This is a genomic window from Lentzea sp. NPDC051838 (assembly GCF_040681245.1).
Classification (GTDB): domain Bacteria; phylum Actinomycetota; class Actinomycetes; order Mycobacteriales; family Pseudonocardiaceae; genus Lentzea.
The window spans coordinates 470,536-492,967 of sequence record NZ_JBFAYI010000001.1 but is presented as its reverse complement, the minus strand read 5'-3'; the positions used below and the strand labels follow the sequence as shown (position 1 = coordinate 492,967).

Genomic DNA, 22,432 nt, shown 5'->3' with positions numbered 1-22,432 from the left:
CCGTGCTCCTTTGTGGACTACCGGATCAGCAACACTGCCGGCCCTGCGAGTACGTGCAGACCGTGCCGCACTTGCCCGAGTGGCCGGTCATGGTGAGCTCGTGCTCGGCGTACTCGCCGCTGGGGAACAGCGGTCCGGCCGGGCCGTCCTCCCCCGCACGCCAGCCGGCGACGATGTCCTGGGCACGTTCCTTCATGAGCGTGGTCATCCCTGCACTCCTTCGTTGTTCGGTTGACGCCGAATGCCGGTCAGCATCCGTACGGCCGTTGCAGTTCGGTTGCAGAACTTCCGCGGAGGATCGCGAGGTGCAGTGCGCGGGTCGACTCGGCCGGATCGATCCCCAGCTCGTCGGTCAGCTCGGCGCGCAACCGCTGGTAGGCGAGCACCGCCCGGGCAGGCTCACCCGCCGCCACGTACGCCTCCATGAGCGCCCGGTAAGCCGCCTCGTCCAACGGATCCGCCGCGATCGCGATCTCCGCCACCGCCCGCGCTCGCTCGGGATCACCAGTGCCGAGCGCCCCCTCCGCCGCCACGTGCCACGCACGCCGCAGCAGCTCGGCATGCCACCGCCGAGCCCGCTCAACCCACTCCCCCGCGGGTTGATCCGTCAGCACTCCGGCCCCGCTGATGAGTTCGAGGGCCTCTTCCGCTTTCCGGCGCCCGTTGCTCGCCTCGCTCGATCGCAATGCCCGCTCGGCCTCGGCGATCAACGCCTCCGCGTGGTGAACGTCGACCTCGACCGCCTCACCCAGCCGGTAGCCCGACCCGGCGCCGACGATCACCTCCTGCCCGAACCCCGCCCGCAGCCTGCTGACCAGCGTCGCGACCCCCGCGACCGGCCGACGTGGCGGCCGATCACCCCACAACGCGTCGGCGACGACGTTCACCGTCACCCACTGCCCGCACCGCAGCCCGAGCACCGCCAGCAACGTGCGCGCTTTCTTGCTGCCGATCGCGGCCGCGACCCGCGTCTCGCCCGCCCGGCACATGCCCGTCTCCCCGATCAGGCGCAGACACCAGCCAGGCGATCTCCGCCGGGTCAGGTGGCCCGCTGTACCAGATGCATGCACGACCCCCGCCTTCCACGACCTTTCGGGTCAGGGTGGCGGGCGGCGGTTCGGAGATTGTTCGGGATCCATTGCATCCGCAGGTCAGCCCGCGGACAGGATCCGTTCGTTCCACCAGAGGTCGAGGCTGTCGAGGGTGTTGATGTCGCCCGGCCGTTTGAGCGCGCCGATGGTGAGGGTGCGGGTGTCGACCCACCAGACCTGGGCGTTGCCGTCGGCCAGGAAGCACGTCGTGAACTCGCCGGGCAGCGGGCCGGACGTGTCGCGGTAGTAGAGCGCGTAGTGGATGGGGTCGTCCTTGGGACGGCAGCCGCCCCGCTCGTCCATGCGCGGGATGCCGCGGCTGGTCACGAGGGCTTGGAAGTAGGCGTCCTGGGTGGCGCGGTCGGCGAACAGGCGGAACTCGGCCTCGTCCGGGGGCGGCCAGCGGGGGTCGAAGGAGTTCGTCTTGGTGCAGCGGACCGCGGCTACGGCGCCGTTGTCGGCGGTGGCGGGTGTGCACGAGTCGGCGGCGGTTCGGTAGACGGCAGGGAGGGCTGCGAGCAGGGCGGCTACCTGCGGTGGTGTTGTCGTGGTGGGCACGGTGGTGGTGGTTGTGGTGGTGGGCGTGCTCGACGGGGTGCTGGTCGTGCCCGAGCCTCGGGTCTTGTCGCCGCTGGTGAAGATCACCGAGATCACGACCAGGCCGATTACTACCGCTAGTGCGCCGCCGACGAGGGCCACCTGCTTGAAACGCGACTCGGGTTCAGGTTGGGGACGCGTGGGTGGCAGAGGTTGTGGGTGCAGGCGGTCGGTGGGATGGAAGGCGGTCGTGTTGCCGTACTGGGGTGCCGTGGGAGTGGCGTGTGGGGGCAAGGGCTGGGCGGAGGCCGGCAGGGTCGGGGCGGAGCCGGGCGGGAGCTGGGCGCCTACGGGCGGGGTCGGCGCGGGGGCGGGCGGCATCTGGGCGGGCGCAACCGGTGCCAGCGCCTGCAAAGCGGCCTGCGCGAACGCCCCAGCGGTCGCATGGCGGTCAGCAGGGTTCTTGGCCATGCCCCGCGCGATCACGTCATCCAACGCCACGGGAACCACCGGGTTCAGCAGCGATGCCCGAGGCGGCACGTCGTTCAGGTGCGCCCAGATCTGGGCGGCAGTGCTGTCCGCGGTGAACGGCCGCCGACCCGTCACACAGGCGAACAAAACACAGGCCAAGGCGTAGATGTCCGCGCGACCGTCCACCGAGTCGCCGGAGAAGCGCTCGGGCGCCATGTAGTCGAGGGTGCCGACGACCGCCCCAGACGCGGTCAGACCTGTGGCGGTCGGTGAGGCGCTGCGGGCGATGCCGAAGTCCACGAGGTACACGAAGTCGCCGGAGGTCACGAGCACGTTGGATGGCTTCACGTCGCGGTGCACGAGGCCGTCGGCGTGCGCGGCGTCCAGGGCGCTCGCCACCTGGGAGACGATTCCCACGGCGCGGGCCGGGTCGAGAAAAGTCGACCGGATCAGGTCGGAGAGGTCGGCGCCTTCCACCAGGCGCATGTCCAGGTAGAGGCGGTCGTCGATCTCCCCGTAGGCGTGGATCGGGATGACGTGCGGCTCGCGCAGCCGGGCCACGATCTGGGCTTCGCGGCGGAAGCGGGCGCGGTACTCCTGGTCGTCGTGGTAGGCGGGCGAGAGCCTCTTCAAAGCCACGTAGCGGTCGTGCGCCGTGTCGTAGGCGCGGTGGACCTCGCCCATCCCGCCTCGGCCGAGCAGCTGCTCGATCCGGTACGGCCCGAACGTCTCTTCCGTCATCGTCCCCAAGTCCAAGATTGCGGCGGCCGAAGCAGCCTACGTCGCCGGCGACTGCGCGGAGTTACCCTTCGCGGGTGGAGCTTGGTGATCGCGACGCCGGGATCGACCTGGCCGAGTTGCTGGCGGCGTTCTCGCTGGCGACCGATCTCGGGCTGGGTCAGCCGATGGAGCACGTGCTGCGGTCGTGGCGGATCGCGGACCGGCTGGCCGAACGGATGAGCTTGCCCGAGGACCAGCGGCAGCAGCTGTTCTACGTCTCGATGCTCGCCTGGGTCGGTTGTGTCGCCGACGCGCCGGAGGTGGCCGCGTCCTTCGGGGACGACATCGCCTTCCGCGCGGACAGCTACGAGACCGATCTCGCCGGACTGGCCGGGGTCGGCTTCTTCCTGCGCCGCGCCGGTCGGGGCGGGCCCGCGTGGCACCGGCTGCGGGTGGCGACGACGATCCTGGCGAGCGGCGGGCAGCAGGTCGTGCAGGGCATGCAGTCGCACTGCGTCACGACCTCGACACTCGCGGAACGGCTCGGGCTCGGCCAGGACGTGGTGACGGCGCTCAGGCAGTTCTTCACCCGCTGGGACGGCAAAGGGGTGCCGCAGGGTGTGGGCGGCACCGACATCGCGCCGACCGTCCTGCTCGTGCACCTGGCCGACGTCGTCGAGGTCCGGCATCGAACCGGCGGCATCGACGGTGCGATCGAGGTCGCCAACGCACGGCGTGGCACGCAGTTCGCCCCGCACGTGGTCGACGCGTTCGTCGCGCACGCACCAGAAGTGTTGTCGGACCTCGCGGCTCAGCCACCGATGCGCCGCCCGCTGACGGAATGCCAGCTCGACACCGCGCTGGAAGCGTTGGCCGACTTCACCGACCTGCGCAGCGTCTCCAGGGCCGGACATTCGCGTGGCGTCGCGGACCTGGCCGGTGCGGCGGCACGCTCGATGGGACTGCCCATCACAGACGTGACAGCTACGAGGCGCGCGGGACTGCTGCACGACATCGGGCTGCACGGGGTGCCGGTGACGATCCTGGACCAGCCGGGACCGCTGTCGACCACCGAGTGGGAACGGGTGCGGCTCAGCTCGTACTACACCGAACGGGTCCTCGCCAGGCCGGCCGCGCTGGCCAAACCGGGCGCGATCGCGGCGACGGCCCACGAGCGCATGGACGGCAGCGGCTACCACCGCAGCCTGTCCGGCGCGGCGGTGCCGATGACGGGACGGCTGCTGGCCGCGGCATGCGCGTACCGGGCGATGCTCGAGCCGCGCGCACACCGGGATGCGTTGACGGACAAGCAAGCCGTCGGCGCGGTGCGGGACGCGATCCGGGCGGGCGCGCTCGACGGCGACGCGGCCGAGGCCGTCCTCGCCGCCGCGGGCAACGGCGCGCGGCGGCGGGTGTCGGGCCCGGCTGGGCTCACGCCGCGCGAGGTCGAGGTGCTGGTGCTGATCTCGCGCGGCGCGCAGACCGGCGAGGTCGCCGACCAGCTGGGCATCTCGCGCAAGACGGCGGGCACGCACATCGAGCGGATCTACACCAAGACCGGGGCGTCGTCCCGCGCGACGGCGACGTTGTTCGCGTTGCGCAACGGCCTGCTCGACCCGCTCGATCTGTAGGGAGAACGCCCGACGACACGGGTCGTTCCCGCTCCTAACGTCGTGCACACAGACGACGAAGGAGCAGATCATGTCGAACAAAGCCGTTGTCAGCCTCGCGACCGGACTCGAGGACTCCGAGAAGGTCACCGTCGCGTTCCTCATGGCGATCGGCGCCGCCGAGACCGGTCGCGAGACGATGATGTTCCTGTCCAAGGAGGCCGTCCGCCTCGCACTGAGAGGCACCGCCGCGGGTGTGGCGTGCGACGGCTGCCCCTCGCTGGCTGATCTGTTCCAGCGCTACGAGGCAGCCGGCGGCCGCTACTACGTGTGCCCGCTTTGCTTCAACGCCAAGCAGCTCGACGCGGACAACCTCATCCCCGGCGCCGAGGTGAACGGCACCATCCCGCTGTGGAAGTGGATCGGCGACGAACCCGCGACCACGTTCAGCTTCTGATCAGAGATACCCGAACACGGGCGGGAAGAGCAGCACCACGACCCACGCCCACACGGCGACCACCGGGAGATAGGCGGTCTGCCACCTTTCCAGCGCCGCGAAGGCTGTTCGGCCGCGCGCGAGGCCGAACAGCAGCCACGCCGACCAGGCGAGGTTCGCCAGCAGCAGGACGTTCTCGCCCAGTGCCGCCGCCTTGTTCGGCGTGGTGCCGAACTCGCTGATGCGACCGGTGATCTCCAGCAGCACCAGCACGTCGATCGCGAGCGCGCTGACGACGAGCCCGAGTTGCAGCTTGTCGAAGAGACCGGCCGGCGCCAACGGGTCGCGGGCCGAGATCGTGTAGAGCAGCAACGCGAGCACCACGACCAGCAGGAGGTCGAACAGGATCAACGCCTCCCGCTCGACGTCGATGCCGGCCCCCATCACGCCGTACGCGATGAGGAAAGCCAGCAGCACCACGGTGAACAGCGGCGTGAACAGCCGGGTGAGCACCGGGGCGATGTTCTCGACCACGCTCTGCTTGGCCTCGACGAGCCAGCCCGCCACGACCACCGCCGCCATCGCGCCGCACGGGATCAGCCAGTGCGCCACGAAGTTCTGCGGGGAGATCCCGATGGCCTCGAACGTGCCGAACGTGAACGCCGTCAGCACACCTCCGCCGAGCGCGATGAGCACGTAGTAGACGAACCACTCGCCGGTGAAGCGCACGAAGTCCATGCGGCGCCGGGAAGATCGCACGTCGTCCGACACGTACGCCACACCGACGACGAACCACAGCGCGATGACGAGGTGGATCGTCGTGAGCACGATCGACTGGGACTGCTCGCCGAGCGGATAGACGTTGGCTCCCAAGGCGCCCAGGGTGAACAACGCCACCAGCGCGCCGATCACCTTGGCCGACGCCTGCCTGCGCCACGCCAGGAATCCGGCCAGCCACGGCAGTGCGAACAGCGCGATGTTGGGCGCGTAGAAGGCGCCGTCCTCCTCGAACCGCTGACCGAACAGCTCCGGCACCTTGATCGACACGGCCGCACCGGCGGCGCACCCGATCATGATCAGCAGGTCGCGGCGGGACTTCGGGGTCGCCGGGCTGTCGTCGGTCAGCACCAGCTGCTTCCACAGCCGTTCCGAGTGCTCCCTGGCGAACTCGCGGGACAGGTCGTCCAGGCTGCCCATGCGTTTGACCGCCACGAGGAACGCCTCGTCGCTGTGCAGCCCGGCGGCGATCAGCTCGTCGACGGAGCCGCGCAGGTGGTCCTCGAGCTCGTCGGCGTCGGCCTGACGCAGCTCCGGGCGGCTGCGCACATACCGCCGCCACTCGGCGAACTGGGCTTCCAGATCCTCGGTCACCGGGCCTCCAACGGGATCACGACGAACGGGTTGGAGTCACGCCAAAGGCCTTTGAGCGTGTCGACGACGGTCTCCCACTGGCGGCGTTGCTCCGCGAGCTCGGCCATCCCACCGGACGTGACGCGGTAGTACTTGCGCCGCCGCTCCCCCGCGACCGCCTGCCAGTAGGACTCGACGTGCCCGAGCCGCTCCAGCCTGTGCAGCAACGGGTACAGCAGCCCCTCTGTCCAGTCCAGCTCGCCCCCGGACAGCTCGTTGATCCGTTTCAGGATGGCGTAGCCGTAGCTGTCCTCCTCCGCCAGGATCCCCAGCACCATCGGGGTGGCGGAGGCGGCGACGAGGTCTTTCGCGACCTTCATGCGACCACCTAACTGCTCAATGCATAGCGCTGTTAGGTATCGTACCCCGGAGACGGTCACGGCGGCACGTCACCCGCGTTCCGCCGAACAGCCCACTATGATCAGTCCCACCATGGCTGACGACCCCACGGGCGACGACATGACCATCAACGACGACCCGATGCTCACTCCCCAGGCCGACAACGGTCCCGGCAACCTCGCCTGGCACTCGTTGCGGACGTGCGGGCGCGAGTCGCCGTCAGCGACCTTCCGCCTGATGGTCATCGAGTCCGACGAGTGAGAGACCGGTCGTGAGCAAGAAGTCCGAGGAGGCCTTGCGCTACACCGTGCTGTCACCGAGGGCCATCTGGTCGGCAGCCGCGCTGATCGTGGTGCTGGGCATCGCCATGGCGATCTGGTTGCTGGTGGCGTACGGCAAGGGTGACACCCAGCAGCGCAACCAGCTGGAGGCCATCAAGACCGCCGGCACCATCGTCGTCGGCACGGGTGGTGCGGCGGCGCTGCTGCTCGCGGCCCGGCGGCAGCGCAGCGCGGAGATCGCGTTGAAGCAGAAGGATCTCGACCAGGAAGCCGTCGCCAGGACGCACGCCCTGCAGGAGCGGGTGGCTCTGGAGAACCAGCAGGACGCGACCGAACGCCGGGTCGCGGAGCTGTACAGCAAGGCGGTCGAGCAGCTCGGCTCCGACAAGCCGCCGGTGCAGATGGGCGGCCTGTACGCGTTGGAACGGCTGGGGCAGGCCAACGCCGACCAGCGCCAGACCATCGTGAACGTGCTGTGCGCATACCTGCGGATGTTCACCGACGCCACGCGCGACCTGGCCGCCGACCGGGTCAAGACGCAGGAACACCGGGTCCGGCAGACCGCGCAGACGATCCTCACGGCCCACCTGCGGCCGCACGGGCTCGGCGAGGCGTTTTGGCAGGACTGCGACATCGACCTGTCCGGTGCCGTGCTGCTGGAACTCGACCTGCGCGACTGCGAGGTCCGCTCGGCGGCGTTCACGTCGGCCACGTTCATCGGTGGCGCGGAGTTCGGCGGTACGACCTTCGTCGGCGACGCGCTGTTCGGGTCCGCGGCCTTCACCGCCGCGGCCGACTTCTCGGGCGTCACCTTCACCAGGGCCGCGGTGTTCGAGTCCGTCGTGTTCACCGGCGACGCGGTGTTCACCTCGGCCACGTTCGCCGAACGCGTTCAGTTCGAGTCCGCCATGTTCTCGGCGCAGGCGCGCTTCGACTCCGCGACGTTCGGCGGAGTGCCGTTCGCCGACCTGCCGCCGGACGTCGCCGACCAGTTCCGGTCACTGCCCCTGATGGTGCCGTACGAGGACATCACCGAGTCCGAAAAGGACAGTGGCAGGCGGCTCGTGCCGGTGGGCATCGGTGCGACCACGTTCGAGCCGGTGCACCTCGACTTCGCCGCGGACTCCCATTTCACGGCCTTCCTGGGGCCGGAGTCGGGCAAGACGAACCTGCTGCGGACCGTCGTGCGCGGGATCGAGCAGCGCTACCCGCCGGAAGAAGCGCTGATCATCCTCGTCGACTACCGGCGCACCATGCTCGAGTTCGTCAAAGCGGATCACCTGCTCGCCTACGCCGTGTCCGCGCCTCAGCTGAAGCAGATGATGATCGACGTGGAGGCCTCGCTGCGCAAACGGCTGCCCGGCACCGAGGTGACGCAGGAACAGCTCCGCAACCGCAGCTGGTGGACAGGCCCAGAGCTGTTCGTCGTGGTCGACGACTACGACCTCGTGCACACACCCGGTGCCAACCCGCTGGAACCGTTGCGGGAGTTCCTCGGCCAGGCCAAGGACGTCGGACTCCACCTGGTCGTCGCCGGGCGGACGAGGGGCGCCGGTCCGGAAGCCGGCGACCCGGTGGTCGACCGGTTGCGGGCCATCAGCGCGCCGGGCCTCGTCGGGAACGGCGACCCCGCCGACGGGCCGCTGGTGGGCACGGTCGCGCCCGCGTTGCTGTCCCCTGGCCGGGCGACCATGGTGACGCGTCGGCACGGCCGGCGTCCGATCCAGATCGCGTGGCTCGACGAGGACTGATCACACCAGGCCGTTGGACTGCGCGTAGACGGCGGCCTGGGTGCGGTCGCGCAGCCCGAGCCGCGCGAGGATGCGGGAGATGTGGTTCTTCACCGTGCCCTCCGACAGGTAGAGGCGTTCGGCGATCTCCCGGTTGGTGGCACCGGACGCGACCAGCCGCAGCACCTCGACTTCGCGCACTGTCAACGGATCGCGGTGATCGGAGGACCGGGACAACGCCTCGGCCAGGCGCGCAGCGGCGGCGGGATCGAACTGCGCCACGCCCGCCGCGGCGAGTTTCACCGCTGCGGCGAGCTCCTCGGACGGCAGATCCTTGAGCAGGTAGCCGGTCGCGCCCGCACGCAACGAGCGCACGACGTAGTCCTCGTCGTCGAACGTCGTCAGCATGACCACCCGGCACGTGGGGGCGTGCCTGCGCAGCAACGCCACGGCTTCGACGCCGTCGGTTCCCGGCATCCGCACGTCCATCAGCACCACGTCCGGTGTCAGCGCGACCGCCTGCTCGACGGCTTCCCGTCCGTCGGCGGCGGTGCCGACCACCTCGATGCCGGGCTGCAGGCCCAGCAACGACGCGATGCCCTCGCGGATCAGCCGCTGGTCGTCGACGACCAGCACGCGCGTCACGAGGTCCCCACGGGAATGGTCACGGTCAGCATCGTGCCAGCCGACGTGCTGGCGAGGTCGACGCGGCCACCGGCCAGCGCTATCCGCTCCCGCATGCCCAGCAAGCCGAACCCCTCCGGTGCGGAACCCGTTCCGCGGCCGTCGTCGGCCACGGTCAGCCGGGCTCGTTCCGCGTCCAGGGAAACGGCGACGGTGATGCGCGTGGCGGCGGCGTGCCGGCGTGAGTTCGTGATGCCTTCCTGCGCGGCCCGGTACAGCGCGTGCAGGGCTCCTGTGGAGTGGCCGGCCGGAGTTCCGCTGACCTCGAGGGTGACGTCCGTCTGGCCCGCCACGAGTTCGTCGAGCGCCGAGAGCAGGTGGAACGACCGCAGCGACCGCACCGACTCCCGCACGTCGCCGAGTGCCCGCCGCGCGGAGCGTTCGGCGTCGAGGACGGCGGCCTTCGCGGTGCCGGGCTCGTGGTCGTGGAACGCGGACGCCTTCTGCAGCTGCACCACGATCGCGGTCAGGTGGTGGCCGAGGTCGTCGTGCAGGTCTCGGGCCACTCTCGCCCGTTCCGCCGCCGCCGACAGCTCGGCCACCGTGCGATGCGACTCCTGCAACCGGATCCGCCCGTCGCGCTCGCGCACCGCCACAGCGGCCATCGCGACGGCGATCACCAGGCCGACCGTGAACATCACCAGGTCCGACACCTGTTCCACGTGGGCGTACCAGTCCGGAACGCTCACCAGGGCAACTGCCAGACACGCCACGGCCAGCGCGATCGCGGTGGCCTGCCCGAACGCGAAGTACGCGGTGAACGGCACGAGCAGCAGCAGGAGCCGCGCCAGCCCAGATCCGTCCACGTAGGACAGTCCGACGTACAAGGCTGAACGCAGCACCAGAAGCGCTGCCGCCACCGGTTTCGGTGTGCGCACCGGATAGCGGCGGAACTCGGCGAGGTCCACCGCCACCAGTGCCACCAGTCCACCGATGAGCAACGGCAGCTTGGTGGTGCCGAGCCCGGACAGCGCCGCGTACACCCCGGCGACCAGCACCGCGGCGCACAGCACGGGCGAGACCCAGGGCGCCGGTCGCGAGGTGTGCATGCCGCTCAGGCTAATGCCGATCGTGCCCGCCACACCGCCGAGGACAGCCAGATCAGCACGGCTGCGCAGGCGACGTGCACGAGCGCGGACCACGGTGTGTCCGGCAGAGCCGCGAACACCGCCAGCACCACGAAGCCGATCCCGTAGCCCCACGCCGGCACCGCGGGGAACACCTTGGCCCGCACCATCGAGGCGCTGAACAGCACGGTGCCGACCACGAAGATCAGCGATGCCACCTTCAGCACCGCCGCCGTCAGCGGCGGCACCTGGGGCTGGAAGAACAGCACCAGGTTCAACGCGAACGCCACGCCCGTGAACAGGCCGAGTCCGAGCATGTTCGCGGCGTAGGCGAACGCGCCGAACCGGCCCGACGCGTGCGCCTGATGCCCGTGCAACGCCACCACAGCGGGCGCCCCGAACGCGGTCCCGAGCCCGATCACCAGGCTGGTCGCCGCCGTCTCCCCGGTGAAGGCCTCGATCGCGCCCGGCACCCCGATCGACAGGGCGAGGACGACCCCGCACACCGCACCGAACCTCGGCAGGAAGATCTTGTCGTTGGTCACGGCGTCGACGTTAGGAACGCGACCGCCGTGCCCAGAAGTCCTGACCGGCCAGAGGTGGGTGCCGACCGGCACGTGCCGGTCGGCACCCGCACTCACCTCAGCAGGAACGCGTCGATGATCGTCTCCGTGACGGAGTTGCCCGCGCTGTCCCGAGCCGATGCCTTGAGCGACACCGAGGTCGCGCCCTTGGGGTGGCTCAGCACGGCGAACCACTTGCCGTCACGGCACACCAGCGGAACCGTCCGCCAGGTCGTGCCCTTGTCGTGCGACACCTGGACGTTCGTCGGCCGGGAGTCGACGCCGGTGTTGTGGTTGACCGACACCGGCACGATCGACGACGTCCTGCTCGCCCGGTTGTGCCCGTCCACGTCGGGCGCGAACTTCACGGCCATCAACGGCAACGGCTTGGCAGGGCCCTCCGCGACTGTGCCGGACGCGAAGGTCCAGTCCGCGACGATCTTGCTGGACAGCGGGCGGTCCCTGGTCGCCTCCGTGTGCAGGCGGTAGGTGGCCGCGCCGGAGCCGGCCTCGAACAGCCCGCTGGTGCTGTTGATCTTCCCGATCTCCACGCCGTCCCGGTACAGCGTGGAACTTCCGGTGTGCGCGGAGAAGCCTTCCCGGTCGTCGCGGGAGTCGGCGAACAGCGGGATCTGGAAGACCATCGTGTCGGCGGACCGGCCCGCGTACCGCGACGGCCTGTCCGGGTTCTTCGGCAGGTCTGGGCCGAAGACCGCCAGGTTGAACGAGTCCGCGGCCGTGCGGGTCCGCGGGAAGCTCTTCGGACCGCTGGAGAACAGCCGCGACTTGTACTCGCCTGCGCTCGTCACCTCCGAGAAGTCGCTGTACCACGGCGTTTCCGGCGAGTAGAGCTCGTCGAGGGTGAACGGCAGCGGTTTGGTCATCATGCCTTCGCGGGTGCCGACGGTACCGGGAACCGTGGCGCCGTGCGTGGTGCGAACCTTCACCAGGTCCTTGTCCCGCACGCGAAGCACGGGATCGGCCGGCATGCGTCCGTTGACGTCACCCCGCACGTTGTAGAGGTACGGGCTGGCGTCGAAGCTCCCGGCGCTGTCCTGCTGAGCGAACCTGCCGCCGACCGAGTACCGGAACTGGCCGGAGGTCTTCGACGGGCTGACGAGGACGTCGCCGAACTCGGACGGGCTGATCCTGGTGCGCAGGAAGTCCTTGCCGCCGTAGGAGGTCGTCCTGGCGAATTCCACGAACTTCTGGCCCGCCCTGGCACCGGCCCGATCCAGGACCAGCCCGGCCGGCTTGCTCTGGCGCGCGTCCGCCGTGATCGTGGTGTTCGCGCCGAGGTTCACGGACGGCTCGATCGCGACCGACACCCGACCGTCCGATGTGTACACCTGAGACTCGAAGTAGTACTGCCCCTTCGGCACCCGGACGGTCAACGAGCCGGAGGCGTCGTACGGAACCCGCTGTTCCGGCTTGCTCAGGTCGACCAGCCGGAACGCGTAGTCGGGCGTGGGCTTGCCGTCCGCACCCAGCACGTTGACCCTGAGGTCGTAGCTCTCGACCTCACGGGTGACGGTGATGGGCGTGCGAATGTCCCCGGCGGTGACCACGCCGCTGTAGATCCCGTCGGCGCCGTTGACCTTCGTGTTCGTGGTGACGGTGGCCTGGGCGTCCGCGCCGGGTGCGATCGTCAGGCTCGACGGAGAGACCGTGAACATCCCGGCTGGAGCAGCCTTTCCGTTGGGGTCCTTGACTTCTGCGGCCAAGTTCACCGTCACTGGCGACGTACCGGAGTTGTGGTAGGTCACCGCGGTGGGGATCGGTGCGTCATCGGTGTGCGGCCACTGCACGATGCCGTGGTTGATGCTTCCGACGGAGGCCTGCACCGTCGTCGTCACCGCCTTGCCGACGTCGACCCGCCCTGCGCCCTGCTCGAACACGGACAGCGCCGGGTTCGGCTTCGCGCTGCCCATCAGCGCCGCCTTGAGCTGCGGCGCCTTCCAGTCCGGGTGCTGACCGGCCAGAATCGCGGCCGCGCCGGCCACGTGCGGGGTGGCCATGGACGTCCCGGAGAGCGCGACGTGGTCCTCCCCCACCGGCGGGAGCCGGCGGCTGATCATGCTGTCCTTCGCCAGCGCGGCGACGATCTCCACCCCCGGCGCGGTGATCTCCGGTTTGACGGCGTTGTCGCGCAGACGGGGGCCACGGCTGGAGAAATCGGCCAGCGCGTCGGCCTGGTCGACCGCGCCCACGGTGAGCGCGGCATCCGCGGCCGCCGGTGACCCCGGCGTCTTCCCGCTGTTGCCCGCGGCGATCACGAACAGGGCACCGGTCCGGGCCGTGAGCGCGTTCACCGCCTGCGACAACGGGTCAGTGCCGTCGCTGGGAGCGTCGCTGCCCAGCGACATGTTGATCACCTGGGCGCCGTTCGACGCCGCCCACTCCATGCCGGCGATGATCCCGGACTCCGTGCCGCTGCCCGCGTCGCTGAGCACCTTGCCGACGAGCAGCTTCGTGTCCGGTGCCACGCCTTGGTAGGTGGTGTGGTCGCCCGTCACGATGGACGCCACGTGGGTGCCGTGACCGTGTTTGTCGACGGTTCCGCTGGCGCTGCCGGTGAAGTCCTTGGCCTCGATCACCGCGTCGGTCAGGTCCGGGTGGCTGGGCTCGATCCCGGTGTCCAGCACCGCGACCTTCGTGTTCTTCCCGGTGAGGCCCGCCTGCCAGGCCGCCGGAGCACCGATCTGCGGCACGCTCTTGTCCAGCACCGCGTGCACCGGGCCGTCGAGCCAGATCCTGGTGGCGTTGCGGGAGTTCCAGAACGCCGTGTCCTTGGCCGCGACCACGGCCGCGCCACCGATGCTCGGCAGTGCGCGCACAGACCGTGCGTGGAGACCGCCGGCCTGCGTGACGATCAGCGGGATGTCACCGCGTTCCGCGTCGCCGTAGCCACCGGCGAGCAACTGCGTGACGTTGAACAGCCTCGGGTCGAGCTGCCCGGATCGGAGCATGCCGAGCGCGTCGAACGGGGTGACGCTGACATCGCCGTTCACGTCGGTCTGCGTCAGGAAGCCGACCTTCTCCCGGCCCTTCGCGGCACGCACCTCGGCGTGCCCGGAGTCGGCGAGCACGACCTGATCACCCGTGATCAGGGTGATGGTGCGGTTCTGACCGGCCGGCGTCGGGGGTGCGGCGCTCGCTCGTGTCCCCGGCCCGGCGAGGCCTGTCGGCGCGGCGTTCGCTCCCGCTCCTGCCCCCGCGACACCGGCTGCCGCGATCACGGCGACCGCGACCGACCGTCTCCACCTGTCGTGCATACGACCCCTCCAGAGATCTCCGGCGCCCACCTAGAGATCTACCGACTCCGAAGGGGTTTTCCACCACTTGCCAGTTGCCAGTCAGGCTCTGGCCAGCTCGGCTGCTTTCCGGTGCGCGAGCGCACACATCTGCGCCTCGGTTCCGCGGGTGTGCTCGACGAGCTCGTCGTCGCCCAGCCACACCAGGAGGGCGACGACCGCCGCGCCGACCGGGGTGAGCCCGAGCCTCCACTTGCGACCATCACGCTCGATCACGCGTTCGGCGGTGAGCCAGCGGCCGTACTCGGTGCCGTGCTGCACGGTCCACTCGGTCGAGGTGGCCACCAACTCGGCCACCGTCCGCGGCTCGGTCCAGATCATTCCGCCAAGGTAGCGCCGACTTGACCTCCAGCGAACTGGAGGTTGTCCCCTGGGCTCATGGAGATCACCGGGTTGGGGTGGCTGGGCACGAAGACCCCGCACGCGAAGGAACTGGCGGACTTCTACCAGCAGGTGCTCGGGCTGCCGCTGACACACCACGAGCAGGGCTTCTGGATCTTCGAGCTGCCCGACGGGCGCAACGTCGAGGTGTTCGCGGACGACTACCGGGGCAAGGAGCACTTCGACACCGGGCCGGTCACGGGGTTCGCCGTCGACGACCTTCCGGCGGCCGTCGCCGAACTGGAGGCGGCGGGCGTGGAGATGCTCGGCGAGCCGGGGCCGACCTGGCAGCACTTCCGCGGCCCCGACGGCAACGTGTACGAGCTCGTCACGCGCCCCTGAAGAGAAGCTCGCCCCGCGGGAGTGTCCCCGCGGGGCGAGCGGCCAGTCACTCCTGCTCGGCGTCCACCGTCGCAGGCTGGCTGGTGGGCTGACGACGGTCCTCCAGCTTGATCTCGCACTTGCCCACAAGTGCGACTCCGGCGCCGATCGTCGTGGCCACCGGCGCCGCGAAGGCCGCGACCAGGCCGAGAGCCACCGGCACCTCCAGGACCACGTCGTCCTTGCTGTCCCGCACCACCACGTGGCGGTTGATGCCCTCGCTGACCAGCCCGCGCACGGCGTTGACCACCGAGTCCACGGCGGTGCGGGCGGATTCGGGCTTGGACTCGCTCATGACTCTCCTCGAACTGTGGATCTCTCCCCTGACGACTCCAGAGTGCCCGTGATCGGGAACCCTGGCATCAGGGTTTCCCCCTGACCTCCGCCTGATCCGACCCCGAACGGGAGCTACCTCCCACGCGTGGAGGTGATCAGGGTCGAGGAGATGTGCGCGAGCGAGGGGTCGGCCGGGATGAAGAGCGTGTCGATGCCGCTGAGGTGCCGGTTCATGTGCGCCATCGGCAGCTCGTGGCCCAGGTCGCGGGTGGTGCGCGCGCCGCGCACGATCACGCCGACGCCCGCGTCGCGGCAGTAGTCGACGAGGAGCCGGCCGGTGCTGGAGTCGACCGTGACGTTCGGCAGGTCGCTGGTCATCTCGGACAGCAGAGCCAGCCGTTCGGACAGCGGGAGTCTGCCGGCCTTCTTCGGGTTCGTCAGGACGCACATGACGACCTCGTCGAACAGGCCCGCCGCTCTGCGCACCACGTCGAGGTGTCCCTGCGTGGCCGGGTCGAAGGAGCCGGGAAAGACCGCGCGCACGGTTCTCGATGCTAACGATCACCAGCCGAAACGCGGGCGGCCAGTGACCGGAGTCTCCTCCGGACCACTGGCCGCCCTGAAAAACGCGTCAGCGAGCCGCGCGCACGCCGTTCTCGAAGAACGCGAGCCGCACCTCGCGGTTCACCGCCCGTTCCGGGTGGTCCATCAGGCCGAACGACAGACCGTCGAGGCTCGTGATGCCCGCGATGTTGTCGAACGACCCGTCCGGGTTGGACTCCTTCTCGTACCGCAGCGCCACGCGGTACGCGGCGCCGTCGGTGTCAGGGTGGAAGCGACCCTCACCGTGCGCGCACGGGAACTCGAGGGTCTGACCGGCCAGACCCGTGAGCCACGGGCTGTCGTTGTCCTCCTCGACGACGTGGCGCACGTGCTCGTCGTTGCGGAAGGTGCCGGAGCTGTTGACCTTCAGCCCCACCTTGCCGAAGCAGCCTCCGCGCACGGCGATCTGGAAGCCGTTGCAGATGCCGATCAGCGGGCGCGTGCGGCACGCCTCGAACTGGTCCGCGAGGTGGCTGCGCAACAACGCACCCGCCACCGCGCCCGCGCCGAGGTGGTCGCCGAACGAGAAGCCGCCGGGGATGCAGAGGATGTCCGCGTCGTCCAGCCGCTCGTCGCCGGACAGCAGGTCGGCCGCGAACCTCAGCCGCGGCGTGGCACCCGCCGCGGCGAACGCCTTGACGGTCTCCTCCTGGCAGTTCGTGCCGGGCAGGTACAGGACGTTGACGGTCGGCTTCATGCGATCCTCGCCGTGAACGAGTTGAGCCAGCCTTCACGGGCGGCGGGGGTGAACAGGTCAGTGCCGTCGAGCTGAATACCGGCGCCGGGCACGAGGGTGCCGAGCACGACCGGGTTGAGCTCGGCGGGCAGAGCGGCGACGTCGGACTGGGCGACCTCGACGACCGCGCCGATCCGGTGCTCGGCGAAGAGCTCCGACGCGGTCGCGGACTCCAGCCGGACACCGATGCCGCTCGCCAGCACGCCCTGGGCGAGCGTGGCCGCGACGCCACCGGCACCGATCCGGGCACCGCTGCGGAACAGGTTCCTGCTCGCGGCCAGCGCGGTCAGGTAGCTGTCCACATCGGACAGCTCCAGCTCGTCCAACGCGCCGATGGGCAGGCCGAGCTTGCGCGCGGCGACCGTGCCGACGGGAGACGACGTCGACAGGCCGATCCGGACGAGGACGTTGTCCGCGGCCGTCCACTGCTCGCGCAGCAACGAGTCGTGGTGCGGCACCTTGCCGAGCGCGGTCAGGAACACCGCGGGCGGCACGCTGACCAGGCCCTCGTCGGTGTGCACCGAGCCGGCCGAGGAGTCCTTGCCGGAGATCAGCGGCACGCCGAAGTGGCGCACCAGCACCGCGAGCTCGTCGACCATGCCGACCAGCCACTCGCGCCAGTTCTCGGACAGGTGCGGGGTGTAGAAGTTGTCGCACATGCAGATGTCGTGCACGGCGACGCCCGCGAGCACCTGGCCCGCGATCGCCGAGCAGAACATCTGCCGCGTCGCCAGCACCGGGTCGGCGTCGAACATCCACGGGTTGAACGCGGTGTTCAGCACGGCGGCGGCGGGCGAACCGGCGACCGGCGTGCCCGCCCAGTACGAGGTGCGAACCGGCTGCGCGGTGCCGTAGTGCGGGCCGTAGAACGTGTTTCCCTGAACCGTCGAGTCGTACTGCGAGTCGGCGTGGTGCTGCGACGCCACCTCCGCGTCGGCGACGACCTGCTCCAGCAGCCCGGCGAGCTCCTCGGGAGCCAGCGACGGCCACTCGGGCACACCGGTCGGACGCGGCGGCGCGCCGACCTCGACCCGTTCGACCTCGATGTCCAGCAGCTCGTACGACACGTCGAAGCCGGTCTCGCCCTGGTGCGCCGGCGCGGCGTCCGGCGCGGAGGCGATCAGCGCTTCCTCGGTCAGGTCCGGCGCGTGGAACACGTGGTAGCGACCCGTGTCCGCGAACCGGCCGATGACCGTCGACCGGACCATGTGCCGGTCGAGGATCTTCTTCGCGCGCTCCTGGTGCTCCGGCGGCACGGCGAGCAGCATGCGTTCCTGCGACTCCGACAGCAGGATCCGCCACATCGGCAGGGCAGCGGTCTTCAACGGCACCAGCGCGGTGTTGATCCACACGCCGCAGGCCTCGCCGATCTCGCCGACCGCGCTGTTCAGGCCCGCGCCACCGACGTCGGTGAGCGCGCTCATGCAGCCCTCTTCGCGCAGCTCGATCAGCGCCTTGCGGAACTTGACCTGCTCCAGCGGCGCGCCGATCTGCACGGCGGTGGTGTCCATCGTGGCGCCGGCCGAGCTCGCGGACGCGCCGTGGATGCCCTCGTTGCCGGTGAGCCCTCCGATCAGCACGACGAAGTCGCCGGGACGCGGGGTGCCGCGCTCGGCCGCCGACACCGGCAGCAGGCCGATGCTGCCGCCCAGCGCGAACGGCTTGGCGCGGTACGCCGGGTGGAACGTCATGCGCGACGACATCATCGGCACGCCGAACGTGTTGCCGTACTCCTTGATCGCCCGGATCGTCTCGCCCGCGAGCCGGCGCGCGTCCGGCCTGCCCTTGATCGGCGCCGGTGCCTCGGGCTCGCCGATCGCGGTGTACTCGAAGCTGCCGATCGGGTCGGCCGAGAGGCCCGTGCCGAGGATGTCGCGCAGCACGCCGCCGAGCTTCGTGAGCTGACCGAAGTAGCCGGAGATCGCCGACGGGCCGTTGTGCGTCTCGGCCTTGATCGCGATCGCGTGGCCGTCGTAGAAGTCCCAGACGCCCGCGTTGTCGTGGAACATGCTGAGCACGTTCTTGTTGTCGACGTCCTTCGCGGCCTGGATGAGCCGGCCGAGCAGGCTGCCCAGCGACTTCCACGTGGTGTGCGCGCAGTGGTCGCTCCAGCGCGCGTCCAGCGCCTCCAGCAGGACGTCGGTGACGAACTCGTCCCCGAGCGTCACCTGCACGTGCTGGACGTGCTTCATCTGCGCGAGCGAGAGGTTGCGGCCGTCCGCCTTGCCCAGCTCGGCCAGCGCGGCGTCGTCGAGCCCGCGCAGGTCGTACTGCTGCGCCGACTGGTAGCCGCCCTGGGGCACGAGGGTGTCGTACTGCGGTTCCGCGTCGTGCAGCTCTTCGATCGTCGCGTTGAACCGCGTCGTCACGATCAGGTCGCGCAGCCGCGGCGACTCCGAGCTGTACGTGGTCGCGACCTTGCCCGCGCGCACCTTCACGCCGAGCAGACCGCACACGGTGATGATCGAGTCGCTTTCGTTGTCGACCACGCCGCGCTTGTAGGCGACCTGGACGGCGCCCTGCGGAAGCGGCTGGTCCACGGTGACCTCGACGTCCAGCTGGTCGCCGAGCACGGCGGCGACGTCGTTCAGCGCGGACGGCTCTGGGTCACCCTCGAACTCGACGTAGTAGTCGCGCCAGACCTCGAGATCGTCGAGCTCCCACGACCGTCCGAGTTCACGGATGTCGGGCTCCGCGACCCCCGCGGAGCGAACCGAGAACTTGTGGATCAACAATCCTCCTGGAGCTGGACCGGGCCGTCGGGGACATTTTCCCTGATGGCGATCCGGCTCGTGGAACGACCCCGGCAACACCTGCGCCGAGGGGAGGCGCACGTTCACCCGGTCGGCTGCTACTTCTTGCGCGCCCCGTGGATCGTCAGGGCCAGTCCGGCGCCGGCGCACAGCAGTCCGATCGTGGTCGACAGCTGTTCGCCGGTCATGAAGCTGCCCTTGAGGTAGCCGAGGCCCTGTGCGGTCCACACCGCGCCGACGAGCATCAGCAGGACACCGAGGCCGATCGACCATCCCTTGCGCATGACCCCGACACTACTGCCGTGGAGAACCTGTGGATCACCAACGGCGACGAGCTGGTCGAGTGGGTCGCCGACCTCGGCGCGGCTGATCCGCACCGCTTGATGGAATGGCTGCACCGGGTGCTCACGGCGGGTGAGCGGCACGAGGTGTACTCCGTGCGGGAGGCTCCGCTCGCCGGTCTGCACTCCGGTTCTCTCCTGCCGTTGCTGCGGCAGCGGTTCGAGCAGGAAGGGGTGCTCGACCTGGGTCACTTCGCGTCGTCGGGGATGCGCCTGATCGACGGCCGCACCCTGCGCGTGGCGGCGAGGATGGCCTACGTCGACGCGCGCGGCGAGGTCGTCGAGGACGAGGTGGAAAACCTCGGCTCGCTGCTCCGCGCGCTGCGGCCGGCCGACGTCCCGATCTCGGCCGGGCTGATGGTCGACTGCCCGCCGCTCGACGTCTCTGGGCCGTTGATCGACTTCAGGCACCCGGAGCGGTCGATCTGGCGCGGCACGGCCGGGCGCGTGCGGGTGCGCTTCTCGCTGCGCACCGACATCTGGTTCCCGCTGGTGATCGGCTTCCTGGCGGACACGACCGACGTGACGCCCGTGCACGACAACCGCCCGCAGGCCTCCCGGCACACACCGCGGCTCAACGCGTTCCTCGCCGAGGTCCGTGCCGCCACCCTCGACCTGGGTGGCTCGTGGGACCTCGACGAGGAGATCCGCTACACCCGGCGCGACCTGGTCAGCGCGGCGGGTGTCGTGCTGTTGGAGTAGTCGCTTACGCGGCGGGGGTCGTTGTCCGCTCCACCCCGAGGCCAGATACTGGAATCGGTTCGTGTGGGGACATGACACCGATCGGCATCTGGGGATTCCATGACACGCCGCATTCTTGGAAAACACCGCGCATTGTCCGCAATTGTTCTCGTAACCGCGTTCTCCGTGACGTCACCGGCCGAAGCCGCGGCCCGGCCCAATCCCGTGATCACCTGGAACGTCCACGCGCAGACGGCGATCTTCGAGGTTGCCAAGCAGTCGCCCAGCGCCGCCACCCGCAGCTTCGCGATCACGCAGGGCGCGGTGTACGACGCGGTCAACGCGATCGCGGGGAGCCCGTACAAGCCGTACCTGGTCGCGCCGCCCGCCCGTCGCGGCGACTCGACGCCGGCAGCCGTCGCGACCGCTGCCTACCGCACGCTCGTGTGGCTCTTCCCGGCCCAGGCCTCGTCCCTGCGCGCGCAGTACGACGAGGCGCTCGCCGCGATCCCGGACGGCCCCTCCGAACAGGGCGGCATCGCGGTCGGCGAGGCCACCGCGGCGGCCATGATCAACGCCCGCCGCGACGACGGTGCGTTCTCCGACGCGAAGTGGCCGGTCGGCACCGAGCCCGGCCAGTACCGGCTGACCCCGCCGGGCTTCCTCCAGGTCGGCGCCTGGTTCGCGACGCTCAAGCCGTTCGTGATCACCCCCAGCGCGTACCGGACTCCCGGCCCTCCGCCTCTGACCAGCGCCGCCTACGCCCGTGACTTCAACGAGGTCAAGACGCTCGGCTCGGCGACCAGCACGGTCCGCACCGCCGAGCAGACCGAGGCGGCGACCTGGTGGGACGACCCGCGTCTGGTGGAGTGGTCGATCAAACGGCAGCTCGCCACGACCCACCGGCTCGGCGCGCTCCAGACGGCGCGCATGTTCGCGATGGTCGACCTGGCCGCCGCCGACTCGTTGATCGCCTGCTACCAGGAGAAGAAGCGCTGGGCGTTCTGGCGTCCCGTCACGGCGGTCCCGCTCGCGGACACCGACGGCAACCCGGCGACCGGTGCCGATCCGGCCTGGACCCCGCTGCGCACCACGGCGCCGTCCGCGGAGTACCCGTCAGGCCACGCCTGCTTCACCACGGCGACCACGGTGGCTCTGCGCACGTACTTCGGGCGCGACGACGTGTCGTTCAGCGCCTACAGCGCCGATTCGGGCACGACCCGCCACTACCGCAGCCTGTCCCGGGCCGCGGCGGAACTGGACCAGGCCCGGATCTGGGCCGGGGTGCACTACCGCTTCGCCACGACGGACGGGCATCGGCTCGGTAACAGCGTCGCCCGCGACGTCCTCCACCGCGCTTTCGGCTAGAGACCCACCGACGCTTTCGCTTGTGCGGCAACGACAGTTCGCTGATCCGCGCCGCACACGCGCAAGCACGCCTCGGCGACGGAACGGCAGTCGGCGAGGCTGGGCACGCGGGCCCGCCGTTGGTGGATCACGACCTCGACGAGCTGGATCAGCATCTCGCCCAGCCGCACCCCTTCCGGTGAGGCCGGGTCGTCGCCCGCGATCCGCGAGCCGAGCAGGGCGTAGACGTCCTGCAGCTCCTGGCGTTCCTCGCGGAACACGTCGTAGCGCGCGAGCTGCACCTCGGGCAGGAGGTACAGCACGCCGATGTTGTGCGGTGCCGTCGCGAGGGTGTGCGTGTCGGCCAGGACGAGGGCGTAGAGGGCCGCCGCGGGCGTGGTGTCCGCTGTGGACAGTGCCCGCGCCTTCTCCAGGCTGGGGCGCACCGACGTGCGCAACAGCTCCAGCAGGATGTCGTCCTTGCCCGCGAAGTGGTAGTAGAGCGACGCCTGCCTGATGCCCACCCGGTCGGCGATCGCGCGGGTGGACGTGGCGGCGAACCCCTGCTCGACGAACAGCGCGGCGGCCGCTTCGAGGATCTGCTCGCGCGGCGACCGGTCGCCACCGTCGTCGGGCGCGTGGCGCGGGCGGCCGGGGCGGGGTCGGGTCACCGGATCATT

23 protein-coding genes are annotated in these 22,432 nt (G+C 70.1%); 7 read left to right on the top strand and 16 right to left on the bottom strand.

The window, feature by feature from the left end; translation table 11 throughout:
- Positions 1-25: 25 nt before the first annotated feature.
- The 3 genes from AB0M24_RS01985 to AB0M24_RS01975 all read right to left on the bottom strand — a co-directional run bounded on the left by AB0M24_RS01985 (position 26) and on the right by AB0M24_RS01975 (position 2,840).
- Positions 26-208 carry a DUF6229 family protein gene (locus tag AB0M24_RS01985; protein WP_363759576.1) on the bottom strand — a complete coding sequence of 61 codons (183 nt, stop codon included), beginning with the start codon at positions 206-208 and terminating at the stop codon, positions 26-28.
- A 40-nt stretch (positions 209-248) separates the two neighbouring features.
- Positions 249-989, bottom strand: coding sequence for a BTAD domain-containing putative transcriptional regulator (locus AB0M24_RS01980; protein ID WP_363759573.1), 741 nt, complete (start codon positions 987-989; stop codon positions 249-251).
- A gap of 162 nt (positions 990-1,151) precedes the next feature.
- Entirely contained in the window at positions 1,152-2,840 is a 1,689-nt protein-coding gene (locus tag AB0M24_RS01975) for a serine/threonine-protein kinase (RefSeq protein WP_363759570.1), read from the bottom strand.
- 74 nt (positions 2,841-2,914) lie between these two features.
- On the opposite strand from AB0M24_RS01975, the gene AB0M24_RS01970 reads away from it, so the two are divergent.
- Both AB0M24_RS01970 and AB0M24_RS01965 read left to right on the top strand, forming a co-directional pair.
- Positions 2,915-4,450 carry an HD domain-containing phosphohydrolase gene (locus tag AB0M24_RS01970; RefSeq protein WP_363759567.1) on the top strand — a complete coding sequence of 512 codons (1,536 nt, stop codon included), beginning with the start codon at positions 2,915-2,917 and terminating at the stop codon, positions 4,448-4,450.
- 70 nt (positions 4,451-4,520) lie between these two features.
- Positions 4,521-4,886, top strand: a complete 366-nt coding sequence (locus AB0M24_RS01965; protein ID WP_363759564.1) for a DsrE family protein — start codon at positions 4,521-4,523, stop codon at positions 4,884-4,886.
- On the opposite strand, the gene AB0M24_RS01960 is transcribed toward AB0M24_RS01965, so the two are convergent.
- A complete protein-coding gene (locus tag AB0M24_RS01960) occupies positions 4,887-6,236 on the bottom strand; it encodes a permease prefix domain 1-containing protein (protein WP_363759561.1) in 1,350 nt (449 codons plus the stop codon).
- Positions 6,233-6,595 (bottom strand): PadR family transcriptional regulator, encoded by a 363-nt coding sequence (locus AB0M24_RS01955; RefSeq protein WP_363759558.1) that lies wholly within the window; start codon positions 6,593-6,595, stop codon positions 6,233-6,235. The genes AB0M24_RS01960 and AB0M24_RS01955 overlap by 4 nt, the downstream gene beginning before the upstream one ends.
- A 112-nt stretch (positions 6,596-6,707) precedes the next feature.
- On the opposite strand from AB0M24_RS01955, the gene AB0M24_RS01950 reads away from it, so the two are divergent.
- The gene (locus AB0M24_RS01950; protein ID WP_363759555.1) at positions 6,708-6,875 is read left to right on the top strand and encodes a hypothetical protein; all 168 of its coding nucleotides are present in this window, start codon (positions 6,708-6,710) and stop codon (positions 6,873-6,875) included.
- A 10-nt stretch (positions 6,876-6,885) separates the two neighbouring features.
- The gene (locus AB0M24_RS01945; RefSeq protein ID WP_363759552.1) at positions 6,886-8,646 is read left to right on the top strand and encodes a pentapeptide repeat-containing protein; all 1,761 of its coding nucleotides are present in this window, start codon (positions 6,886-6,888) and stop codon (positions 8,644-8,646) included.
- On the opposite strand, the gene AB0M24_RS01940 is transcribed toward AB0M24_RS01945, so the two are convergent.
- The 5 genes from AB0M24_RS01940 to AB0M24_RS01920 form a co-directional block, all read right to left on the bottom strand.
- Positions 8,647-9,270: a response regulator transcription factor gene (locus tag AB0M24_RS01940; RefSeq protein WP_363759549.1), complete on the bottom strand. Its 624-nt coding sequence runs from the start codon at positions 9,268-9,270 to the stop codon at positions 8,647-8,649.
- Positions 9,267-10,358, bottom strand: coding sequence for a histidine kinase (locus AB0M24_RS01935; protein WP_363759546.1), 1,092 nt, complete (start codon positions 10,356-10,358; stop codon positions 9,267-9,269). Before AB0M24_RS01935 ends, AB0M24_RS01940 begins: the two co-directional genes overlap by 4 nt.
- A 5-nt stretch (positions 10,359-10,363) precedes the next feature.
- Positions 10,364-10,921 (bottom strand): hypothetical protein, encoded by a 558-nt coding sequence (locus tag AB0M24_RS01930; protein WP_363759543.1) that lies wholly within the window; start codon positions 10,919-10,921, stop codon positions 10,364-10,366.
- Between the two features lie 92 nt (positions 10,922-11,013).
- Positions 11,014-14,214 (bottom strand): S8 family serine peptidase, encoded by a 3,201-nt coding sequence (locus tag AB0M24_RS01925; protein ID WP_363759540.1) that lies wholly within the window; start codon positions 14,212-14,214, stop codon positions 11,014-11,016.
- An 81-nt stretch (positions 14,215-14,295) separates the two neighbouring features.
- Positions 14,296-14,574 carry a hypothetical protein gene (locus AB0M24_RS01920; protein WP_363759537.1) on the bottom strand — a complete coding sequence of 93 codons (279 nt, stop codon included), beginning with the start codon at positions 14,572-14,574 and terminating at the stop codon, positions 14,296-14,298.
- Between the two features lie 57 nt (positions 14,575-14,631).
- Between AB0M24_RS01920 and AB0M24_RS01915 the strand changes: the two genes are divergently transcribed.
- The gene (locus AB0M24_RS01915; RefSeq protein ID WP_363759534.1) at positions 14,632-14,976 is read left to right on the top strand and encodes a VOC family protein; all 345 of its coding nucleotides are present in this window, start codon (positions 14,632-14,634) and stop codon (positions 14,974-14,976) included.
- Between the two features lie 46 nt (positions 14,977-15,022).
- Here AB0M24_RS01915 and AB0M24_RS01910 read toward each other — a convergent pair whose 3' ends face one another.
- The 5 genes from AB0M24_RS01910 to AB0M24_RS01890 all read right to left on the bottom strand — a co-directional run bounded on the left by AB0M24_RS01910 (position 15,023) and on the right by AB0M24_RS01890 (position 19,667).
- A complete protein-coding gene (locus tag AB0M24_RS01910; protein WP_363759531.1) occupies positions 15,023-15,310 on the bottom strand; it encodes a DUF4342 domain-containing protein in 288 nt (95 codons plus the stop codon).
- Positions 15,311-15,423: 113 nt separating this feature from the next.
- The gene (coaD, locus tag AB0M24_RS01905) at positions 15,424-15,834 is read right to left on the bottom strand and encodes a pantetheine-phosphate adenylyltransferase (protein ID WP_363759528.1); all 411 of its coding nucleotides are present in this window, start codon (positions 15,832-15,834) and stop codon (positions 15,424-15,426) included.
- Between the two features lie 88 nt (positions 15,835-15,922).
- Positions 15,923-16,591, bottom strand: coding sequence for a phosphoribosylformylglycinamidine synthase subunit PurQ (locus AB0M24_RS01900; RefSeq protein WP_363759525.1), 669 nt, complete (start codon positions 16,589-16,591; stop codon positions 15,923-15,925).
- Entirely contained in the window at positions 16,588-19,362 is a 2,775-nt protein-coding gene (locus AB0M24_RS01895; RefSeq protein ID WP_363759522.1) for an AIR synthase-related protein, read from the bottom strand. The genes AB0M24_RS01900 and AB0M24_RS01895 overlap by 4 nt, the downstream gene beginning before the upstream one ends.
- A gap of 119 nt (positions 19,363-19,481) precedes the next feature.
- Positions 19,482-19,667 (bottom strand): hypothetical protein, encoded by a 186-nt coding sequence (locus AB0M24_RS01890; protein WP_363759519.1) that lies wholly within the window; start codon positions 19,665-19,667, stop codon positions 19,482-19,484.
- A gap of 18 nt (positions 19,668-19,685) precedes the next feature.
- Between AB0M24_RS01890 and AB0M24_RS01885 the strand changes: the two genes are divergently transcribed.
- Together AB0M24_RS01885 and AB0M24_RS01880 are read left to right on the top strand one after the other, a co-directional pair.
- Positions 19,686-20,426 (top strand): hypothetical protein, encoded by a 741-nt coding sequence (locus AB0M24_RS01885; protein ID WP_363759516.1) that lies wholly within the window; start codon positions 19,686-19,688, stop codon positions 20,424-20,426.
- A gap of 165 nt (positions 20,427-20,591) precedes the next feature.
- Complete coding sequence (locus AB0M24_RS01880) at positions 20,592-21,773, top strand: vanadium-dependent haloperoxidase (protein WP_363759513.1); 1,182 nt, start codon at positions 20,592-20,594, stop codon at positions 21,771-21,773.
- Here the strand turns inward: AB0M24_RS01880 and AB0M24_RS01875 are convergent.
- Positions 21,770-22,423 carry a helix-turn-helix domain-containing protein gene (locus AB0M24_RS01875; RefSeq protein WP_363759510.1) on the bottom strand — a complete coding sequence of 218 codons (654 nt, stop codon included), beginning with the start codon at positions 22,421-22,423 and terminating at the stop codon, positions 21,770-21,772. The genes AB0M24_RS01880 and AB0M24_RS01875 overlap by 4 nt on opposite strands.
- Between the last annotated feature and the right edge of the window lie 9 nt (positions 22,424-22,432).